Raw genomic sequence first — 20,406 nt, forward strand, 5'->3', positions numbered from 1 at the left:
GCCCGGCCGACCAGAAGGTAAGGCACCCGCCAGAAACCGACCAGCGCGGCCACCGCCACGGCGCCCCGCAGCCACGAGCCCCGGAACCGCGGTGGTGGTCACGGGGCGGGGGAGGGTGGGGTCAGGGTTGTGTTTGGCGGTGTTGGTGCCAGGCGGTGGTGGCGTGTTGCATGGGGGTGGCCCAGTCGTCGGGGCTTTGGGCGGCGATGGAGTCCCACAGTCGGTGCTGGGCGCGGGCGAGAGCATTGAGGCCCTGAGGTGGGGCGTGTTTCCAGGCGGGGTGGGTGGCGGCTGCTGTTTCGGCTTGCTGGCAGGTGTGGCCGTGGGTGATGAGCCAGAGTAGCCAGAGGGCGGGGTCGATCCAGGGGGCGCCGGTGGAGGCCCATCCCCAGTCAACCAGGAGCGCTCCGCTGGTGGTGATGAGGAGGTTGTGGGGGTTCCAGTCGGTGTGCAGGAGGCTGTTGCCGGCGAACCAGGTGAGGTCTGCGGGGTCGTCCACGTAGGTCCTGAGCCGGTGCGTCATGGACTTCAGTTCGAGGGGCGGCGCGGGTAGCGCGGCCAGCCGGGTCATGGTGGCCGTGATGGCGGGCAGGTCGGGGGAGGCGGGCGTGTAGTCGGCGTGGTGGCCTTGGACGTATTCGAAGCCGAGGAGGCTCCAGCCGTCTTCTTCGATGTGCCAGTGCAGTGCCGGCGCGATGCCCTTCAGATGCGGGCTGAGGTGTGCTTCGCGCTGTTGGGTCCACACGCGCGGGTGGTCCAGGGGCAGGCCTTTGACGAACAGGGTGCGGTCGGTGGTTTGTACGCGGGCGGCGATGGCGCTGTTGAGGCCGGCGCTGATGGTCCCGGTGTCGATGACGGGGCCGCTGATCTTCTCGATCAGCCGCAGCACGGTGTCCGGGAGTTGGGTAAGCCGCTGCGTGGGCAAGCGCTTCTCCTCTGCGGGGCGGGGCGGGCGGGGCGGGGTGGTGGCGGGGCCGTGTGGCCCCGGCGGGCGGTTCAGTTGTAGGGGTTGTCTTCTCCGCAGCCCGGCAGGGTGGGGGCGGTCAGTTCTTCCACGTCGGCGACGAAGATGATCTGGTCCGGGTCTTGCGTGTCGGGTTCCGGTTTGTGGGTCAGTTCGATCATGACAGCGGGCATGTGGCTACCTCATTTTCCGTGTTGGCAGTAGTGCTTCAGTGGTGCCTTCGCCTCCTGGAGGACTTTCGCCATCGGCCGGCAGACCCGGCAGGTGCCGGACAGGGTGCAGCCGTTGCATCCTCCGGTGCGAAGCATGAGGGAGTCGGCGATTTGGCCGAGCCGTGCGAGGCCTTCCACGCCCTCGGTGATCAGGTCGATGTTCGGTTCGCGGCCGACCTTGCAGATCGAGGCCCGTCCGAACGGGTCGGCGTGGAAGAACGTCACGCCCGCGGGGCAGCCGGTGAACGGCTGCCGGTTCGTCAGGTGCTCGGGGGACTGCTGCGGCAACGGCTCGGCAGTGCCGTGGATCGTCGGCGAGATGTTGGCGTACTCGCGAAACGCCACCCCGAGGCGGCGCGCCCAGGTGCGCATGGCGTCTGCTTCGTGTGCGTTGTCCCGGACGATGAGCAGGCTCAGGTCGATGTTCAGGCCCGCCGCGAGCGCCTTCTCCAGGCCGCGGGTGAAGCGGTCGAATCCGCCGCGGCGGCGCGTCACCCGGTCATAGGTAGCGGCGGTCGCGCCGTACAGACTCAGTGTCAGCTTGGCCGGCGGGTATTCGCGCAGGAGGTGGAGGATGCGGTCGTTGTGGAGCCGGGATCCGTTGGACAGGATCTCCAGTTGCATGCCGAGCTCGTAGGCGAGTCGGTAGGCCGGCGGGAAGTCGGGGTCGATCAGCGGCTCCCCGCCGGTCATCTGCAGCCAGACCACGCCCGCGTCGCGCATCACGGTCAACAGCGTGCGCTTGCCGTCGATGTCCAGGCCCTCGAAGCGTTTCTGGCCCAGGTAGCACATCACGCAGTCGTAGTCGCAGCCCAGGTTGAGCTCCCAGGTGGCGCGGCTGAACGCGTACGGCCCGGCCTCGCGCAGCAGAACAACATCTGCGACGTGCCGGCCGGTCAGGTTCAGGTCCCATTGCGTACGGACCGCATCCGCGAGCCAGGCCGGCACGAGGACGGCCCCAGGCGCGCGCAGTTCCTCAAACCGGGCCGCGGGCAGCTGCAAGGCCTTGGGGCTGCCCGGCCGCAGAATCAGGTGCCGGTTACCGAACGGTGTGGCGATGAGTTCGTGCATATCGGTTTCCCTTGGTCACCGGAGCGTCGCCCGCGGTGCCGGACCGTTCGGGGGGAGACGGTCCGGCACCGGGTTGATCCCGGCGCTGGGCGGGCTACAGGCCATCCAGCGCCGGGCGTTGGCCCTTGTCCCCTGGTCACCGTCTGGCCGGGGGACAAGGGTGTGGGGCCCCTGGCGCCGGCCGTGGGGGAACGGGATCGACGCCAGGGGCGTTGGGCCCGTGCGCGGCAGGGGAGTGGCGACCGGGGTGCCGCGCACGGGAGTTCATGCGGCGGCAGGCTGGCCTCTCGCCGCTGGGCTGGGGGTGGCCGCCATCTGCTGGGACCAGTCGGTGGTGGGGAGGCCGAGGGCGGTGTTGGCGAGGTGGATGCGCTGGAACTCGCCGGGCCCGGCGGGTGCGTAGGTGTGCTGGACATCGCGGAAGAGGCGCTGAAGCACATAGTCGCCGTCGAGTGCGTGGGCCCCGTGCAGTTCCATGGCGTCGCGTCCGGTGGCTGCGGCAAGCTCATGCCCGGCGTGTTTCGCGCCGATCAACACGCTGTCGCATGGCACACCTTGGTCGAGGAGGTGTACGGCGTGGTAGGCGGTGCAGGTGGCTTCCTGGAGGCGTGCCTGCATGGCGCCGAGGCGGTCGCAGACGACGGGGAGGTCGGCGAGGTGGGCGCCGTAGCGCGGGCGGGTGCTCAGCCATCTTGCGGTGGTGGCGACGAAGGCTTCGTGCAGGCCGAGGCTGAGGGCGGTGAGGTTGGGACGCCCGTAGACGATGCTGCTGCTCTGCGCCACGTGCAGGCCCTGGCCCAGTTCGCCGAGCATCGCTGCAGCGGGGACCCGCACTCGGTCGAGGATGAGGCGGCCGGCGCTGAAGCCGTGCAGGCCCAGGCGGGCCCGGTGCGGGGCCAGACTCACCCCCTTGCGGTCGTGCTCGACCAGGAACGCGGTCAGCGCCTTCGAGGCGGTGGTGTCGGCCGGGGCGGTGCGGGCGACGACGACGTGCAGGCCGGCGAGATGACTGTTGCCGATGTGCAGCTTCTCGCCGCTGATCACCCACTCGCCCTGTCCTGCGGGGACGGCAATCGTCTCGATGCCGCCGATGTGCCCGCCGATGTGCGGCTCGGTGACCGCGATCGACAGCAACACTGAGCCCTCGGCAGCGGTGGGCAGCCACTGCGCCTGCTGCTCGGGGGTGCCCCAGTGGCACAGGGCGCCGATGGGGATCAGGCCGGCTTGCAGGATGGCGGCCGCGGCAGCGGAGACCACGGTCAGGCGGTGGACCAGAACCGTCCGTGCGACATGCCCGGCACCCCTGCCGCCGTATTCGGCCGGGACGGTGATGCCGAACCAGCCCAGCTTGGCCATGAGCTCGGGCAGCTTGCCCTCCACCTGGTGTGGGGCGGCCTCCATGCGCTCCACGCGCGCGGCGGCCTCGCCGGTCGCGAACGCGTCGGCCTGCTCCCACAGTTCCAGGTGGGCAGCCGTCAGGAAGGGCACCAGTGAGGCGGGTGGGGTGGTAGGCATGTCGTCTCCCTGTCCTGAGCGAGGTCGCCGAGTACGGTGCGCCCGGCGTCCCGGGCGGCCGGCGGGGGGTGAGGATGAGGCTGAGGAGGGGTTGGCGCCGGCTCAGTGCGCGGGCGCTCTGGCAGCCAGGGCCTGCATCACCGTGGTGCCGGTGTCCTTGACGATGTCGAGGAGGTGCTGGGCCTGGGCCAGGGGGCGGGGTTCGGGGTCGATGACACACACCGTTCCCCACGCGACACCAGAGTCCGGGTCGATGAGGGGTGCGCCGAAGTACGAGCGGATGCCGAGTGCGTCGGTTACGTGGTTGCCGGCGAAGCGGGGGCTGGCGTACACGTCGGGTAACGGCAGTGCTCGTTGGCGGGCGATGACTTCCGGGCACCAGCCGTGGCGGCGGCTCATGCTGCGGCCCACCGGGATCAGCCCGCTGTCCGGGGGCGGCTGATGCAGACCAATAAAGGTCTGCTGAGGCCAGAAGATGTTGACGAAGCCGTAGGCGAGTCCGGTCCGTTCGGCCATCTCCCGCGCGAGCTGGTCCATGCGATCGTGCGCTGCTGGGGCGATGCCGAAGCGTGCGATCACCTCCTGCCGCGCCTGCTCCACGGCGAGCAGCTGCGCGGTAGCGGCGCTGATCGATGCGGGTTGGTGGGGCAGCAGGCCGGGCGGCGCCATTACCGCCTCCCCGGGGGAAGCCAGCGGGCGAGCGCCGGTGAGCCCGGCGGCTGCGGGGGAGTGCACGAGGGGATGGTGGGTCATCACATGTCCAAGGGGTCTGGGGTGGTGAGGCAGGTGAGGGCGTGGTCGACGAGGGTGACCAGGGCCGCCGCGACCTGGGTGGCCTCGCGGGCGTCGCAGCGCACCATCGGGATGTCGGGGGCGATGTCGAGGGCCTGGCGGACATCCTCGTGAGGGAAAAGGCGGGCGCCGTCGAACGGATTGATCGCGATGATGAACGGCAGTCGGATCTGTTCGAAGAACGACACCGCCAGAAAGCTGTCCTCGAGGCGGCGGGTGTCGATCAGCACGACGGCGCCTACTGCTCCGCTGCACACGTCGTACCAGAGGTGGGAGAACCGCTGTTGGCCGGGCGTGCCGAACAACAGCAGCTCGAATGGGTGGGGGTCCTGGAAGCCGACGCGGCCGAAGTCGAACGCCACCGTCGTGGTCGTCTTGGAGGCCACGTGGTCGAGGCTGTCGACCGGCAGGCTCGCTTCGGTGAGGCGTTCTTCGGTGGTCAGCGGCGGAATGTCGCTGATGGCGCCGACCGCGGTGGTCTTCCCGGCCCCGAACCCACCAGCGATCACCACCTTGAACACCGTGCGGCCTGCACCGGTCTCGGCGTGCCCGTGCGCTGCGGGACCGTCAGGGCGGCAGGTTGGACTATTCATCGAGCCACTTCATCGTCAGCGCGGCGCGCAGCCGCAGGAGCAGATCTTGGTCGGGATCGGACGCTCCGCCGGCGGCGGGGATGAGGACGTGGGCGGCCAGGAGGTCGCTGATGAGGATCTTGGCGGGGGTCAGGCCGCAGCCCAGGGTGCCTGCCAGTTCGGCGACCGATCGCGGCCGGGCCCGGCACAGGGCCGTGATCCGCCCGCACTCCTCCGGCAAGCCTGGTCCCGGGCGGCCGGTGCCGGGGTGCAGCACCGACTCCAGGCGCAGCCGGTATCGCGGCCGGGTGCGGCCTCGAGTGAGCGCATACGGTCTGACGAAGGCCGTCGTGTCCGGATCGGCCGCCACCGAAGGGCGCCGCGCGGCGGGTGTCATCGTGTGGTGTCGGCGGGGAGGGTACGGGCCGGGGTCAGCATGTGGGGTTCGAACGCCGTCACCAGGCGCCCCATTTCGAAGCCCACGGTGCCGGCGTCGGCCTCCGGGGTGGTCACCACGCAGAGCACGGTGTCGACGAACTGCTGCCCGATCCCGTTGTGACTGCCGAAGGCGGTGCTGCGGCCGGCGAACTGAATGAAGATTAGCGAGTCCGGGCGCTCGATGATGATCTGCCGCGGCAGGTGCTTCTCGTGCCGGGGCCCGGTGATGCTGCCGCCCAAGGAGGCCAGCCCGCACACGGCCGCCGCCAGTTCATCCGCCCAGTCTCTGTCGATGTCACTGTCCAGTAAGGCGACGCCGTCACGCGAGGCCAGCACCGCATGGGTGGCACCGGCGACCTCGTTCACGAACTCGCGCAACAGCCAGGCCATCGACTCCCGGTGCTCCCCGGGGCCGTCAGAAGTGGATACGGGATCACTGTGCGGAAACATGCGGAGGACTCCAAGAAGAGAAGAGAGGGTGGGGGAGGGGTTAGTGGGATGCCGGGGGCTGGTGCGGCAGCGCGGTGGTGGTGGGGCCAGCGGCGCGGTAGGCGTTGCGGAAAGCGCCCGCCAGCCCCGCCGTGGCAGTCCCGGTGGGCACCGCCGCGGCCGTACCTGGAGGCGGCAGACCGGCCCCCTTCTTCCGCTGCGGCAGCCCGGTCGGCCCCACGGCCGTGGCCGGAGCCGGGTCGGGACGGCGTGGAGCGGGAACTGGTGCGGGTCCTGACGCGGCCGGTGGCACGGGGGCCGGCGCGCTGGCGGCTGTCAGGTCTTCGACGTCGTTGGGCTGGATGGGGACGAGGAGGCGGCGGGGGATGACGACCAGGGCCGTGGTGCCGCCCAGCACGTTCTCGGACAAGGTGGCGGTCAGGCCGTGCCGTTGTGCGATTTTGGCTGCGGTGAGCAGGCCGAAGTGGCCGCGGCGTACCTGGTCGCTGACGTCGATCGTGTCCGGCGCGGCCAGCAGCTGGTTGAGCTGCGCGCGCACCGATGGCTGCATACGCAGGGCGCGGTCCTCCACCTCGATGGCCAACCCCACCGGAACCGGCTGCGCCCGCACCATCACCCGGGTCTCGGGGGCGGAGAAGCGGCAGCCGTTCTCGATCAGCTCGGCCAGCAGATGGGACAGGTCCGGCCCCACCTGCTGCGCCAGCCCAATCGCAGCCCCGGCCTGGCCGGCCACCACGTCCACGCGGGGATAGGCCACCACCTCCGAGACCGCGCCGCGCAGCACCACCGACAACGACACCGGCCGCCTCGTGGCCCGCAGCGACTGGCCTCCCAGCACACCCGTGCTTTCCACCTGCCGCCTAATCCGGGTCACCAGATGGTCCAACTGGTAGATGCGGTGCAGGAGTTCGGCGTCGTCGGTCGCGCCCTCCAGATCCGACAGCGCGGCCAAGGCCTTCTCCACCAGCGCATGTTCACGCTGCGCCAGGCGGCGCAGCACCTCAAGCAGCACCGCCGACTGCCGACTGGCATGCACTTCAGCCAGCGAGCACACCACCCGCTCCTGAAGCTCGCCCAGCAGCCGTTTCACCTCCGACGTCGCAGGCTCATCGCCCACCGCCTGCACGAACACGAACGGGGAGGGGATCCCCTCCCCGCGCAGCAGCGCATCGACCGCCGCCTGCGTTGCCTTCTCCACGTCAGCGATGGCGTCCTGCACGCCCGCCAACTGGCCATCGAAGTGGTGCTGGACGGTCCGGGCCGCTGTCCTCGTACGGCCCCAAGCGATCAGACCGTTCACTCCGAGGCCGCAGGCCATCGCGCCGAAGATGGTCCCCGGCGGTACCGGCAGGGTCCACCAGGCCAGGGCGGCGGAGCCGAGTAACGCGCCGTCCACCAGCCGCGGCGGTAAGACCGCGGTGCGGATCTGACCGTGCAGGCCGCGGTGCACCGGAGCGCCCCGTCTCCTCCTGTGCCGACGGGGGGTTGCGGCGGTGGCGGGGGATACGCCGTCAGACATGACAATCCTCAACAACGAGTGCGGATGAATGGCGAGAGCGCGGTGCAGTGCGGAAGGCGTCTCGGCGGTCAGGGCGATGGCGGGAGTACGGCCTTGACGGTCTTGCCGATGACCTCGCCGGCGTCGCTGCGCAGCAGCTCCCAGGCCAACTGGCCCTTGGCGTGGGCGACCCACCACAGCCCCGTCACCGGCGGGTAGCCGTCGGTGCCCTGACTGACGATCTCCTCAAAGCCCGGAAAGTCCGGGAGGGCGTCGTCGACCTCGATGATCAGCTCACCCTGTCGGCTCGGGCAGATCAGCCGGATGGGAACCATGCGGTCCGGGAAGAGCTTCGCGTGCCGCACTACGTTGTCCATGAGGTGGCCGCAGACGCGGGTCGCGATGTCGATGTTGCCCGGCCAGCGAGCCACCGTCAGCCGCGGCCGCACCCGCAACCGCACGTTGGAACCGACGAACTCATCCCCCTTCAACCGGTCCTCCCACCGATAGGCGGGCTGAGCGCCGAGATCGCGGCAGTCCTCGAGCGCTGCGCGCAGGGCACGTGCATCGGTGAGCCAGCCGCCGTCCCCCGGACAGATGCGCCAGTGCGGGCCCGGGCCGTTGGTGTAGCGCACTGGCGGAATCGCCACTGTGCCTCCACCGCCGATCGCGCGGGTGTGCTCGACCTCCCACTGGGCTGAGGTGCCTGCGGGGACGAAGTAGTAGACGACGTTCGTGTGGGGGTCCTCGGCGACGGCTCCGCAGCGGCCGCCCAAGATCGTCATCGCGGCGACGCCGAGCGGCTGTGGCACGCGGATCGCATCCCAGTCCTGACCGGCGTCGTGCAGCGCGAATCCGGCTGCGATCGATAAAGGGTTGGTCGGCATCACGGCTCCTTGAAGCGCCGACGAGTAGGTGGGCTCCAGCGTGGCCGTCGTGGGCGTCGCAAACGAGGGCTTTGAGAGGTCTTTCAAGTGCCTCTAATGGGACTTTTGTTGGGCTAACGAGGTGATGACTAGCCAGATAGAGGGCCTGAGGTGACACTGACTGCAGTGTTCGAGATGGAGGTGCAGCAGTGCCACGGCCCACAGGCAACAATCGACTCAAGGCGGCCCGGGTGGCGGCCGGTTTCAGTTCACAGCAGGCCCTCGCCGACGCACTCGGCGTCGGGGTCCGCCAAGTACGGCGCTGGGAATCCGACAACCCGCCGTGGCCGCAGCCGGAGCAGGCGCAGGCTCTCACGCGTGAACTTGGCCAAGAGCTGGAAGCGTTGGGGTTCGCCGCACCGCACAGCCTCCAGCCCGACCGCGGTCGTCGCACCGTCTTGGCTGCGACGGCGGCAGCAGTCGGGCTCGCGGCCGTCCCCACGCAGTCGGTCGCTACTCAACCCGCCACCGTGGCTGCGGACTTTGAGGCTGTCACCCGCTCTCATCGGCATCTCTACTGGTCCGTCGCCCTCGCTATCTTGCACCCCTCCACCGTTGCCCACGCCGCACTCGGGTGCGCACTGCTCACCGAAACCGTAGGCAAGACCAGGCGGTCGGTGGCTGCAGCACTGGCCGAGACCTACCTGCTCGCCGGGCGCATTGAGTTCTTCGACATGCGCGAGCCCGATCGTGCAGGACAAACCCTGCTGCGCGCGCTGCAGGCCGCCGGCGAAGCCGATGACTCCTTGCTGGGTGCGGCAACCCTCGCCCACGCGGCGTTCGTGCCCGGCTGGGAAGGGCGTCGTGACGACGCTGTCGAACGCATGGTGGCTGCGCGCACCTATGCGCGGCGCGGTCCCGCGTCCGCCGAGTTGCTGGCGTGGCTGGATGCGGTTGAAGCGGAGTGCGAAACCCGGTGCGGCAACACCCGCACCGCACTCCATCTGATCGGGCACGCCGAAGACGTGCTGGCCGCCGGCTCTCAGAACCAGAGCCCACCGTGGCTGGACTGGTTCAGCCCGGTCCGGCTGGCGGCTTTCAAAGGCAACACGCAGTTGAAGGCTGGGCACTTGCCGCAGGCGCGCGACACGCTGCTGGGTGTTCTGTCGGCCCTGGAACCGGGCGAGGAGAAGCAACTGACCGTTGTCCTCGGGGACCTCGCTGCAGTCGAGGCGGCCGCGGGCCGGCCGGAAGAGGCGTGCGCGTATGCGCTCCGAGCTCTCGACCAGCTCGAGCGGACCTGGTACGCGACAGGCATGGACCGGGTTCGGGAGGTGCGGCGCACGCTAGCGCCGCACCAGCACGAACGATGTGTACGGGATCTCGACGACCGGTTGTACGGCTGGTCGACGACCGTCAGCGCGTTGAGCCGTTGAACTTCTTGATCAGACCGGACAGCTCCGAGAGGCTCTCGACACGGAACGCCGGGAGCCTTTCGGCTTCCTCACTCCGCCACTGAATCGTCGCCCACGGACCCCGGTGGACCAAAGCAGTGTGCATCCCCGCGGCCACTGCCGGCCGCAAGTCGTTGTCGACACGGTCGCCCACGTACAGAATCTCGTCGTTGCTGAAGGGCACGACCTTGGCAACACGCCGAAAGAACTCGAGGTCCGGCTTACTGGCACCCCAGTCGTCCGAGGTGCCGATCAGATCGACGTCGGCCGAGAACAGCTCCCGCAGGAGCTGGCCGGCCCGGATGGTCTGGTTACCCGCGATGCCCAGCCACAAGCCGTCCGCGCGCAGCTGCGCCAGCGCCGGGCGAACGTCGTCGTACAGGTCGTCCTCGCCGAACGTCTCCGGTTGCCCAGCGGCTGCCCGCTGCTCGCGTTCCTCGTACAGATCGAAGCCAGGCCGAAACTCCTGGAACACCTCGCGGTAGTCGCGCCCCTGCGCGATGACCGCGCCGAACATCGCGTGGAAGGTGTGCCGGGGCACGTCGAGCCAGTCAGCCCATGTCCCGTACTCCCGGGTCTCGTCCACCAGGCACTCACCGACATCGAACACCACTGCACGAATCATGACGGCAGGGTAGCGGGGCAGCGTAAAGGTGTCTCCGGGCGGTGGAGGACGACGGCGTCTTCGTCTTCAAGACCATCCAGGAGAGCTAGACCTGGGCCTGCTCCAGCTGGAGTCGCCGCACTGCCAGGGGTCGGCCGCACGACGGCGGAAGCCCTTCAGAACAGGCAGCGCATCTGATCGCGGACCGCGTGTTGGGGCGGACTGCGTTGACCCCGCTCAACATCACCGTACGGTTCTGGGACTTGCCGGCCCGAGCGGCCAACGCCTGCGCGGTGCAAGCCAGATCGCGAGCCGACTATCCCTCATGGTGCGGTACGCCGACCGCAGCTCCACCACGCGTACGCGCAGCCTGCCGGAGCCCACCAATGACTCGCCCGCACTCGCCGCCGGACGCGCTGAGCCTGCTGACCGGTCGGATTCCAGCGAGCGAGAGTACGTGCGTTCGCGATCTACGCAGACAACCTACTGCCAACTGGGAGGGGCTATCGCCATCTCGGGCCCGGTGATTCCCGCCCGAGCGGCTCAATGCGCCGCAGACCAGGCCTGTCGGCGCTCCGGGCCGGATGTTATAGGGGGAAAGCAGCTCCGTGCGGTGGCCAGCAGGGGTGGTCAGGCGGGCGGCGCGAGAGACCTTGATCATTACCAGCAACCGGGCGCCCAGCGACTGGTATCCCCTCTTCTCTAACCCCGTCGTCGCCGAGTCCCTCCTGGACCGGCTCATCAACACCAGCCACTGGAAGCCGGCGTGTAGGGCAGATTCGCTCGGCTGGGCCAAACCTGGCGCCAAGATCCACCATCTTGCTCTTCAGTTGGCTCGCACCGCGCCGTTCCACCGGGCGAGGCCTTCGAAAGCGTCTAGCGTACGGACGTCGTAGGGGCCGAACAACTCCCGGCAGTCACGGGCGAGTCGGTCGTATAGGGCGGCTGCTCCGCGGGTGTCGCCTGACTGGCCGGTGAGTTCCGCGTGTTCGGTGCGCGCGTCGATCAGAGGTTGGTCGCCACGGTCGTGAAGGATTTCTAGTTCGAAGATGCGCAAGTCCAGGGCCTCGATGTGCTGCGAGAGGCTGGTGCTGCTGTCGGGCGTGTCGGGTACTTCGGACCGTTCGATGGTGTCGTCTGTTGCGTCCAAAAGATGCGACAGTTCGATTACTGCGCGTTCGGCCGCGCGGACGTTCTTGGGACGGTCGGCTGGGTCCTTTGCCAAGAGAATCCGGACGAGGCTGTCGAACTGGGCGGGAATTCCGGGGCGGTGGTCGCTCGGAAGCGCTGGCGTATCGTCCTGGTGCATCCGGCCCACGGTCATCGGGTCGTCGTGGGGGCTGCCGAAGGGCGGGTGCCCTGTCAGCATCTCGTAAAGAACGCAGCCGACGGAGTACAGGTCGCTGCGTTCGCTTCCGGTATCGCCGTGCCACCGCTCGGGGGCCTTGTAGAGGGGGGTGCCGGCAACGGTGTGCGTCTGGGTGATGCCGGCTAAGTAGGCCAGCCCGAAGTCGACAAGCTTCACGTCTCCCTTCCGGGTGATCATGATGTTGTCGGGTTTGATGTCGCGGTGAATGACCTTGGCGTCGTGTGCAGCGCCGAGGCCTTCGCAGATCTGGCGTGTCCAGCGCACGGTGCGCTCGAGCGGAAGCTTAGGCCCGGTCCTGAGGTGCTCGGCGAGAGATTCTCCCTCGACATACTCCATGACGATGTAGACGTCGCCCTCGTGTTCGTCACTGTCGTAGAGGTGGGCGACGCGTGAACTATTTATCCGAGCCATGGCCCGGGCTTCCCGCTGGAACATTCTCGCGGTCGACTCGGCAAAATCCGTGGGGGCGCCCTGTTGCATGAGACGGCGGTGTGCGAGGAACTTCATGGCCACGATGCGGTCCAGCTTCGTGTCCTCGGCAAGCCACACATCTCCCATGGCGCCACTGGTGGGCCCGCCCCTTCGCCTGTAACGGCCACCGATCAGCGTTGAAGTGGTCACTCCTCGCCCCTCCTGCTTGTCCGGTCGCCTCGCCGGTGGTCAGTGCTGCTCGAAGTGCCCGCCCCAGCGGGTGAGGGCTTCCCGGCCCTGCATGCCCTCGTGCCATTCTGTGAAGAAGTCCTCCCGTTGCTGCAGTGCCCTTGCCAGCGTTGCGACGGCAGCATGACGCATCTGGTCGCCCTGCTCACGCACGTGCCTCTTCCGTATAGAAACGCCGCATATTTCCCATAGAACCCATATGGCGGCAATGAAGGTGAGAAGGAGGAACAGATACTGCGATGCACCGTCGAGAAACGGCACCACGAGTGTCCCGGTGACGATTCCGAACAGCAGAGCGATGCAGACACGGGGCCAGCGACGCACCACGGCGTCGGACCGAGCCTGCGTATCATGCTCTAGGCGCGCGGCGAGGTCGTCAACGAGCGGGCCCGGCTCCACGGTCTGCTGTGGGTGCGTTGGCAGAGTCCATGAGTAGCCCGCGATGCTCAGCGTGATTCGGCTGGGGAGGTAATTCCGTGACTCTGTGACGACTCGATCGGCGGCTTTCTCTAGACTTGGCCAGATGGCGCGGAGGGCCATGCGGCGGGCCGGAGTGCCCAGCGGTGCGGTGTCCGGGGCGAAGACGGCCTGGTCGAGGAGCGTCATGAAGGGCACCGGCTCGGTTTCCGGGCCCAGAGGTGACTCGTGTGCCTGTGCGGCTGCATCCAGGTCTCCCCCGTGTTCGATGATGCGTTCGAGCTGACGCATTTGCTCATGCAGGTGCGCCTCGTCGGGTTCGAGTTGGTTGATGAGGCGTTCGAGGGCGGTTTCGACGTAGCGGCCATCGCTGACAGGCCGGTCGACTCCATACGGGCCGTCGGGGAAAGTCAGGCGGAGGTAGGCGAGGGTTCTCTCGGGTACGGTAGCGAGTTCCCAGCCATACTTAAGGTCGTTCCACTGGTCCGCGCATGTCTCGCGCAGTGCCGTGTACTCCTTGTCGGGCAGCTGTTGGCGCAGATTGCGCAGCCGGGTCCCCCATTGAGTGCCGCCGACAAGCGTGCGGTGCTTGCTCTGGTTCCAGCCCGCCATGGCCTGCCGGGTGTAACTGAGCGCGTCTTCCCCTAGCTCGTTGCTTGCGATGGCGTCCAGGACGACACAAAAGTCCTGACCGAGTTCCTCAGGATTGAGCGACTGGAGATAGGTGTCCATCCATGCAGCTGCCTCGGCCTCATTTCCGAGGCGGGAAGCAGTCAGGGCGAAGAACAGGTTGGCCTTGGCCGCGTCCAGGGTGCAGGCGTGAGCCTGAGCGCGCTCGCCCGGCGCGGCTTCGTCACGGAAGTTGGCAGCCACCGCCATGATCGCCGGGGCCAGCCAGTAGGTCGGTTCGAGGAGCAGCCGTTCCTCGACGCAGGACCGTACCGTGCTTTTGTTGACCAAGTTCCTGCGCACAGCGTGTGCGGTAAGGGTATGTACCAGCCCGCGGGCCAGGGTGCGGGTCTGCTTGCGTTGGGCGAAGTCCGCGTGGAAAACGGTGGTCAGGCGGGCCAGCTCGGCCTGCGCCCGGGCCACCTCGCGATCGCGGCCGTACTGCTCGATGAAGGTGTCCAAGACCTGTCGGGTGTCGCTGACCGCGCTCTCGAGTCCCGCCACCTTCTGTTTGACTTCGGTGATGCCATTCCGTAGTTGGACTACGTCGGCGTGTACGCCGTGCAGACCGACCTCGAAGGCATTCAACCTTCCGCCATGACGGACCTGCTCTTCTCCCACACCCTCCAGCCGTTCGGTGATCCGGTCCAGGGCTGAGCCCGTCTCACTCCGGTCCTCCATGACGTCCCCCCATGGTCATCGCGGCCCTGACGTTCTCACTCATTATTGAGTGCGTGCATACTTTGCACGCTCAACTGGCCTAAAATGTACGGTGGTTGGTCACGGACCGCCGGTGGTGAAGGGTGCGAAATGGCAGTATGACCTGTCGAAGCCAGTACACGGACGGGGACGAGCCTTGCGTGAGATCGCTTACCTATCAGAGGGAAAACTGCGGCAGTTCGTGGCTGCACCCCGACGTATACCGCGCACGAGTGCCCTTCGCGTGACCACACCCCTCGGCGGTATCGACATAGACACGCCAACCGCGGACGGCGAGCTCGGGCAGCAGCGGCACCTGCAGCAGGTGTACCGACACTTGGAGATCGTTGCGGAGTGGTACACCGCACCAGAGCTGCGTCCCGGCCAGTGGGTACAGTTCGAAGCCCCGCTACGGTGCGTGACGCTCAGCGGCGCCCACCAGGACCTCGTGCTGTTCGTAGACTCGGCGCGGGAGCAGCACGCGAACCCCGCGACAGCCGGGGACTGCCGGCTACTGATGCACGGATCGGCCCGGCATTTGCGGGGCTGGACGCCGACGCCGGTGGACGGCCCCGAGCTTGAGGTGGTGAACTCCGCATCCAGTCTGGGCGCGTCCTTCGTCACCCGAGCCGGACAGGTAGTCCAGGAACTCACCCGGCACCGTGAGCCGATGCCCGAGGGCCAGCCGACAGCCGCCGACCTGCACAGGCGTGGCGTTCAGGCATTGCTGCATGCCCTGGACGAGGAGGAAATCGGCATCGACACAGCCACAGTGATGACCGGGTATGCGCGTGTCACTGGGCTTCTTCCTGGCACTGACACTACCTCCCGATGCCTGGTGGCAAGTCCTCTCGTCGTGGAGTATGCGGCAGTTTGAACCGCCCCGGCTTTGATCGAGACTCTAGGTTGCGGCTGTGAGCTGGGACTTTGTGATTCTACCGGTAGTGGTTGGTCTCGTATTCGGCGAGTGGGATGGTCGTCGCGAAGATCACCGACGACGCCGAGGAGCTGCTGGCGTTCTACGACTTCCCGGCCGAGCACTGGATCCACCTGCGGACCACGAACCCCATCGAATCGACGTTCTCCACCGTCAAGCTCCGCGCCAAGGTCACCCGTGGCGCCGGCAGCCCGGCCGCTGCCCTGGCGACGGTGTTCAAGCTCGTCGAGTCCGCCCAGGCCCGGTGGCGCGCGGTCACCGGAGCCCACCTCGTCGCCCTGGTCCGCACCGGGGCCCGGTTCGAGAACGGCATCCTGATCGAGCGACAGGAGCAGGCAGCGTGAACACGGTGAAGGACTACGGCAGCTGCCAGATCTACCTGCGGGGCGGCAATCGCGAGTCCGTGACCGCGCTCGTCGCGGCAACCCTCGGAGCATCCGCCGACGATCACTACGCGGTTCGATCAGGCCGGATGGTCTTCGAGATCCGGCACAACCCGGACGACGGGCTGGCCGCCGACTTCATCGGGTGGCCGTTCACGATCGAGGCGGAAGCCGACGACCCCGACCCCGTCCTCGTCGAAGCAGTGTCACGCGTGCTCAAAGCAGTCTGGAACCGCGGCCTCGACGCCGTTGCCGCCTGCGACTTCGAGGACGAGCTCCTGGACCTCGGCGGACTCCCGCGCTATCGCTGAACCACGCCGAATCCACAGGTCTTGACTATTCCTCCCTGTGCAGTCGGCCTCGTACATCACCGCGCTCGACCAGGAATACCGGCCCCCGGCCCTGCTCGAGACCGCTCTGCGACGTCGTCCCGCCGAGCCCCGGTCGGCGGGCCTGAACCCCCGGGGGCCCGGCAGCAGTGGGCCCGGGGACGTGGCCCGGTTCCTGGCACACCGCGGGCAGGTGCACGCACGCCCACACCGACAACACCGTCCCCGAGTCCAGGAAGGACGCCGACGCGCTCTACGCCGCGGCCGGGAAGCGGACGGGTGCGGCGGTTGCCGCGGGTCTCGGTATCACCGCGCAGTCGCCCCGGACCTGGCTGCGCAAGGACGAGACCCAGGCCGCGCCCGAGGACGGCGATGGCAGCGTGAGCGCGGCGGGGGAGCTGGCCCGGCTGCGGGCGGACAACGCCCGGCTGTTGTATGGCAAAGGAGCTGCGCTCAGCTCGACACTGCCCCACCCGCGAAGCCGACTGCAAGGTCTCCCAGTACGTCGCAAGTAGTGCCTGCCCACTGCTTCATCCTGCTCGAGTTCGGTTCATCAGCCATGCGGTTCTCCTCACGCTCGTTCGTCTCCATGTCCTGGTTGTTGCTCAATTTCGATGCCAGGATCTTGCAGATAACGGCTACCGCGAAGAGGGACAGTGCGAGACTCGGCAATGCCGAGCTCAGCGCAGCTCCAAGGCGAGTCTAGCTTGCGCACGCAGCTGACGGAGTTTCAATCTCGGGCTCAGCGGCCGAGTTCCAGGGGCAGGGTCAGGCCGGCGATGACGGTGTCCAGGTCTCGTTCCAGTCCTGTGGCGAGGGGATGCGGAGGCTGGGAAGCCGTTCTGTCGGACGGCGTCGAGAGCCAGTCCGGCAGGCCTTTCACTCTGGGGCTCGGTCAGGATGGTCGCAAAGGGGCTGACGTGGCGGGTGAGGGCGGGTATCTCGGGGCAGTTGGTCGAGACGGTCTTAAGCGGGAGCTCTTCGGACTTGGTGAGGTTCTCGGGGCGGCGGAGGGGCCATCCGGCGACTCAGCGTCGTGAGCGCTTGCGAGTGCCTGGCCTGCGGTGTCGGAGGAGGTGAGCACTGCTGCCCGCAGAGCCCGCTGCTGATCATGAGCAGTCCGGCCCAGTGAGAGCAGACTTCGCAGACTGGTGCCATGACGACACCGCTGGGCGCGAGCTCCGCTACTCACCGAACGGCGGGTTCGGAGAGTGCTCATGATCACGCGGAATTCAGCCGAGCTCACGGCAGAGGGGGCACACCGGACCAGTTCGGCGATACTTCTTCATCCGTCGGGCGCCGCCGACAGCAGGCCCGAAGTGTTGGAGTTGCCGCGAGTGGACTCTTTTTCGTCCCTCATGACTTTCATGCCACTCGCATCTGGAGAGGAGGCGAGTTGGAGTGGTTTCCGTGTGCAGGCAGCGGCGGCTCCCCTACAGTCGTAGCACTCACTGCGACGGGGAAAGCCGGAGCATGGCGCGCGGCGCTTGGGGGCGTAGTCATGAGTGAGCCGTGGGCACCACCAGAGGACGCGGCCGTGGAGGCACCAACTGGAGCTGAACCGGCGATCTCCCCAGCCCGCCTGGTCAAGGTTCAGGCTGGGTCAGCACAGGGCTGGGTGGAGAGCAGCGGGCTGTGGATTGCGGGACCGCTGGTGCTGGTCCCCGGCCGGGTCGCCCCTCAGGACGGCAGTCGACCTCAGATCTTCGTGCGTCACAGGGACTCGAATTACACCTGCTGGGCAAGGGCGGTCTGGCATGGAGGCCAGCAGTTAGATGCCGCACTGTTGTCCGTCGACTTCCCCGAATGGGAAATGGATCTGTGGTCAGTGCGATCCGCACCGCTTCGTTGGGGGGCGCCCCGCCGGGACGGAACGTGGGTGGATGCCAAGCTCTCTGGCTATCACTTCTCCCGGGACATCCGACTTGGGATCGAGCCGCTGCCGGGGCACGGAATCGGCTTGATCGAGAATCAGCGCGCGCCCAAACCACGCCCTTGGATGGCTTCTGGTGGTGGGAGCACTGGTCCATCGATGGAACGTTCCCTGGGAGCCGTGGTGACGTGCGGAGATCTGGTCTGCGGGATCGCCGTCGGTGACATGTACGGGGTCGGCACTCATCGACGGGCCATCACTTTCGTCCCTGCTCAACTGCTGGCCCGCGACGTTGAGTTTCGTCACGCTGTTGTGCAGGCCAGTGGGGAACCTCTCCAGTTGGAGCCCATTGGCCTGCGGCAGTCCTTGCTGCGTGACGACAGCGGATACCGTGTTACGGCCCAGGACCTCGAGTATCTGTCCATTTCCCGGGGCTCCATCGACAGCTTGCTCTCTGGTGACCTTCCCCTTGGCTTCTCAGCCATCAGTTACGAAGCCTTCGTTGATGACCTTGGGCAGGCTCTCCGAGACGACGGAATCGACCCTCGGGAGGTCGACGTCCGGCTCAAGGGGAGTTCCACGGCATTCTTCGCCGGCAGACACAAGACCTTGCCCGAGACCCGCTCTGAGATCATCAATTCGTTCCGACAGCTGCGAGGCAGACTTCCCCAAGTCTTCGAGATCCGCGAGATCGAACGCCGCTTCAACGAACGATGGCCATCTCGCCCGCGTCCCCTTCGCCGTCCGTTCGACGTGATGTACACCGTGGGCATCGACCGGGTACCAAGCGACTATGACCTGCAGCTGTCGAGCGATGCCGTTGTGGCGAAATGCGAGAAGTACGCCGAGCAGGTCGGACTCGTACTCACTCGCGAGACAACCCACCACGACGTGTACAACTACATCCGCTCCGACCTGATCCAAGCCACCATGCCCCACGTGACGCGCTTCGCATCCCTCATGTCGGACGCCTTGCGCCGTGACGTCAGCATCGCGGTCTTCGAGTCTTGCGGGCCACCTGACCTGTCGGCAGAGGTCGCCGACCTGTCCTCCCATTTCCAGGGCGGAGACTGGACCATCACCTGCCCTGGTACCACTGACGAAAGCGGGCAGCCGTGAACGCAACCGCTTCAGACTGGGGCACGCTGTGGGAGCGCCGCCTGTTCAACGAACTGGACGACCGTTTCGCGGACATCTTGATGCAGCAGCTTCACCTCAGGGTTCGATCGTTTGACTCCGTTTCCGAGCGCGTCATTGGGCTACGTACGGTGGAGCTAGAGGAAGGCTTCGCCTTCCTGTCACTTGTAGGGGATTCTTCGGGGCTGCTGTTGCGACTGGCCGGTCCCACCGGACAGCAGGGCGATGCACTGCGGAGCATTGTGGTCGATCTTGAGAGGGCCGTGGGCCGGGCCAACGCTCAAGCTGAGCTCGCGCGCTATCCAGGCCCCAGTCTTGTCGGAAGTCCCGTGTGGGTGCCGCTCTTGGCCTCCGAAACGTCAACGGTCACCCAGTTTCTGCGCAGTAACTGGCCTGCTCCGTGGTCGGATTTGACCTGGCCATCAACACTTCCTGATCTCTACAGGGAGGCCGGCCACCGCGCGCCATCCTGCCTGGGTATCGTCGTTTCTTCGCTCGTCGAGAGCATCAGTACTGCCATCGAGGCGGGCGGCGTACTGTTGTCCCAGACGTGGGAAGTCAATGCGTCCGCCGTGGTGGACGATCCCGCATGGCTTCATCCAACAGATGAGGGCAGCAAGTGCGCCTTGGTGGAGGATCCCGCGCACCATCCGCTCCTGCTGTGGCAGCTACCGCACAACATGCACGTCATGCCGGCCCGAGTCGACTTCGCAACTGATCAGATCGACCACATGGCCGAGTTCTACCACCGCGTCGCCGGATGGGAGACGCAAGTCCTGCCCAAAGACGGAAAGATCAACGCGCTGCTCACCCACGCCGATCAGCCTGTGGGCATCTTGAGGGAAGGACCAGCCGAAGGACAGAGGCTCTTCCTACTCATCGACCATCCGAGCGACACTGTATGGAAGGCCTGGAAAGAGAGCGAATTAACTGTCGGAAGTCTGCGACAGCGGCCTCTGCTGGGAAGGCAATGGCGGATCAACGATGCGGATGGCAACGAGGTGTTTCTCCGCGGGGACATTGAGGTGGGGCCCCCCGCTATCAGGTGGACACCCTGGGCGTACCTCCCGGAGCCGTTCCGTTCAGCCTTCGATGACCTCGAGCTCTCACTCGATTTCCTTGAAGAGGCTCAGTGGCAGAATCACCAACTGCCGCCCAAGGAGGAGCAGGTTGACACCCTCCTGACTGTGCTGGAAGACGCTGTCATACCGGCCGCACGGACCTGTGCAATGCACCTCCGGCCCTTCTCGCCAGACAACCCGATTTTTGAAGCGCTCAGCGAATTGCGCACGCTTGTGACCCTATTGCTCCCACCTCTTGCCCTGACTGTGCAGTCTCTCCACGACGACGCCCTAAGCGCGGTGTTCGCTATGGCCAGGCGGGACCTTGTGCGTGCACACCTGCTACCGGAAAGGACTGATGAGCTTCAGGGGCAGCACGTCTCTGCCTGACGTCGGACACCTCCAGGGCGTGGGGAATGCCGCCGCAGGTCTCCCC

Annotated in this window: 20 protein-coding genes and 2 pseudogenes; 9 read left to right on the forward strand and 13 right to left on the reverse strand. The window is 67.2% G+C overall.

The features are described from left to right. Nucleotides 1-121 precede the first annotated feature (121 nt). The 10 genes from OG381_RS47970 to OG381_RS48015 form a co-directional block, all read right to left on the reverse strand. On the reverse strand, nt 122-925 hold the full coding sequence (locus tag OG381_RS47970) for an aminoglycoside phosphotransferase (RefSeq protein WP_327722276.1): 804 nt from the start codon (nt 923-925) through the stop codon (nt 122-124). 71 nt (nt 926-996) lie between these two features. Beyond that, nucleotides 997-1,137, reverse strand: a complete 141-nt coding sequence (locus OG381_RS47975; RefSeq protein WP_327722277.1) for a hypothetical protein — start codon at nt 1,135-1,137, stop codon at nt 997-999. Between the two features lie 9 nt (nt 1,138-1,146). Continuing rightward, on the reverse strand, nt 1,147-2,247 hold the full coding sequence (locus OG381_RS47980) for a radical SAM protein (RefSeq protein WP_327722278.1): 1,101 nt from the start codon (nt 2,245-2,247) through the stop codon (nt 1,147-1,149). A 264-nt stretch (nt 2,248-2,511) separates the two neighbouring features. Further along, nucleotides 2,512-3,762: an acyl-CoA dehydrogenase family protein gene (locus tag OG381_RS47985; protein WP_327722279.1), complete on the reverse strand. Its 1,251-nt coding sequence runs from the start codon at nt 3,760-3,762 to the stop codon at nt 2,512-2,514. Nucleotides 3,763-3,864: 102 nt separating this feature from the next. After that, complete coding sequence (locus OG381_RS47990) at nt 3,865-4,431, reverse strand: GAF domain-containing protein (protein ID WP_327722280.1); 567 nt, start codon at nt 4,429-4,431, stop codon at nt 3,865-3,867. 83 nt (nt 4,432-4,514) lie between these two features. Continuing rightward, complete coding sequence (locus tag OG381_RS47995; RefSeq protein ID WP_327722758.1) at nt 4,515-5,063, reverse strand: GTP-binding protein; 549 nt, start codon at nt 5,061-5,063, stop codon at nt 4,515-4,517. A 76-nt stretch (nt 5,064-5,139) separates the two neighbouring features. Then, nucleotides 5,140-5,523: a DUF742 domain-containing protein gene (locus tag OG381_RS48000; RefSeq protein ID WP_327722281.1), complete on the reverse strand. Its 384-nt coding sequence runs from the start codon at nt 5,521-5,523 to the stop codon at nt 5,140-5,142. Beyond that, on the reverse strand, nt 5,520-5,942 hold the full coding sequence (locus OG381_RS48005) for a roadblock/LC7 domain-containing protein (protein ID WP_327722282.1): 423 nt from the start codon (nt 5,940-5,942) through the stop codon (nt 5,520-5,522). Before OG381_RS48005 ends, OG381_RS48000 begins: the two co-directional genes overlap by 4 nt. Before the next feature lie 112 nt (nt 5,943-6,054). Then, nucleotides 6,055-7,464, reverse strand: a complete 1,410-nt coding sequence (locus tag OG381_RS48010; RefSeq protein ID WP_327722283.1) for an ATP-binding protein — start codon at nt 7,462-7,464, stop codon at nt 6,055-6,057. Between the two features lie 137 nt (nt 7,465-7,601). Then, on the reverse strand, nt 7,602-8,399 hold the full coding sequence (locus OG381_RS48015; protein ID WP_327722284.1) for a hypothetical protein: 798 nt from the start codon (nt 8,397-8,399) through the stop codon (nt 7,602-7,604). 188 nt (nt 8,400-8,587) lie between these two features. On the opposite strand from OG381_RS48015, the gene OG381_RS48020 reads away from it, so the two are divergent. Further along, complete coding sequence (locus OG381_RS48020) at nt 8,588-9,814, forward strand: helix-turn-helix transcriptional regulator (protein WP_327722285.1); 1,227 nt, start codon at nt 8,588-8,590, stop codon at nt 9,812-9,814. On the opposite strand, the gene OG381_RS48025 is transcribed toward OG381_RS48020, so the two are convergent. Beyond that, nucleotides 9,795-10,457, reverse strand: coding sequence for an HAD family hydrolase (locus tag OG381_RS48025; protein ID WP_327722286.1), 663 nt, complete (start codon nt 10,455-10,457; stop codon nt 9,795-9,797). The genes OG381_RS48020 and OG381_RS48025 overlap by 20 nt on opposite strands. Before the next feature lie 28 nt (nt 10,458-10,485). On the opposite strand from OG381_RS48025, the gene OG381_RS48030 reads away from it, so the two are divergent. Together OG381_RS48030 and OG381_RS49835 are read left to right on the forward strand one after the other, a co-directional pair. Next, nucleotides 10,486-11,142, forward strand: coding sequence for a DinB/UmuC family translesion DNA polymerase (locus tag OG381_RS48030; RefSeq protein WP_327722287.1), 657 nt, complete (start codon nt 10,486-10,488; stop codon nt 11,140-11,142). After that, nucleotides 11,090-11,332: pseudogene (locus OG381_RS49835) on the forward strand (hypothetical protein); the annotation flags it as partial. The gene OG381_RS48030 and the pseudogene OG381_RS49835, both read left to right, overlap by 53 nt. Here the strand turns inward: OG381_RS49835 and OG381_RS48035 are convergent. Both OG381_RS48035 and OG381_RS48040 read right to left on the reverse strand, forming a co-directional pair. Continuing rightward, on the reverse strand, nt 11,263-12,363 hold the full coding sequence (locus OG381_RS48035; RefSeq protein WP_327722288.1) for a serine/threonine-protein kinase: 1,101 nt from the start codon (nt 12,361-12,363) through the stop codon (nt 11,263-11,265). The pseudogene OG381_RS49835 and the gene OG381_RS48035 overlap by 70 nt on opposite strands. Nucleotides 12,364-12,465: 102 nt before the next feature. Beyond that, complete coding sequence (locus OG381_RS48040) at nt 12,466-14,232, reverse strand: hypothetical protein (RefSeq protein WP_327722289.1); 1,767 nt, start codon at nt 14,230-14,232, stop codon at nt 12,466-12,468. 115 nt (nt 14,233-14,347) lie between these two features. On the opposite strand from OG381_RS48040, the gene OG381_RS48045 reads away from it, so the two are divergent. The 6 genes and pseudogenes from OG381_RS48045 to OG381_RS48070 all read left to right on the forward strand — a co-directional run bounded on the left by OG381_RS48045 (nt 14,348) and on the right by OG381_RS48070 (nt 20,360). Continuing rightward, on the forward strand, nt 14,348-15,127 hold the full coding sequence (locus OG381_RS48045; protein WP_327722759.1) for an SAVMC3_10250 family protein: 780 nt from the start codon (nt 14,348-14,350) through the stop codon (nt 15,125-15,127). Nucleotides 15,128-15,228: 101 nt separating this feature from the next. Continuing rightward, a pseudogene (locus tag OG381_RS48050) lies at nt 15,229-15,531 on the forward strand (transposase); the annotation flags it as partial. Continuing rightward, nucleotides 15,528-15,881: a hypothetical protein gene (locus tag OG381_RS48055; RefSeq protein WP_327722290.1), complete on the forward strand. Its 354-nt coding sequence runs from the start codon at nt 15,528-15,530 to the stop codon at nt 15,879-15,881. The pseudogene OG381_RS48050 and the gene OG381_RS48055, both read left to right, overlap by 4 nt. A 167-nt stretch (nt 15,882-16,048) precedes the next feature. Beyond that, the gene (locus OG381_RS48060) at nt 16,049-16,414 is read left to right on the forward strand and encodes a hypothetical protein (RefSeq protein WP_327722291.1); all 366 of its coding nucleotides are present in this window, start codon (nt 16,049-16,051) and stop codon (nt 16,412-16,414) included. 1,364 nt (nt 16,415-17,778) lie between these two features. Then, a complete protein-coding gene (locus tag OG381_RS48065) occupies nt 17,779-18,891 on the forward strand; it encodes a hypothetical protein (RefSeq protein WP_327722292.1) in 1,113 nt (370 codons plus the stop codon). Then, the gene (locus OG381_RS48070; protein ID WP_327722293.1) at nt 18,888-20,360 is read left to right on the forward strand and encodes a hypothetical protein; all 1,473 of its coding nucleotides are present in this window, start codon (nt 18,888-18,890) and stop codon (nt 20,358-20,360) included. Before OG381_RS48065 ends, OG381_RS48070 begins: the two co-directional genes overlap by 4 nt. Nucleotides 20,361-20,406: the final 46 nt, after the last annotated feature.

The sequence above is a fragment of the Streptomyces sp. NBC_00490 genome (assembly GCF_036013645.1).
Classification (GTDB): Bacteria; Actinomycetota; Actinomycetes; order Streptomycetales; family Streptomycetaceae; genus Streptomyces; species Streptomyces canus_F.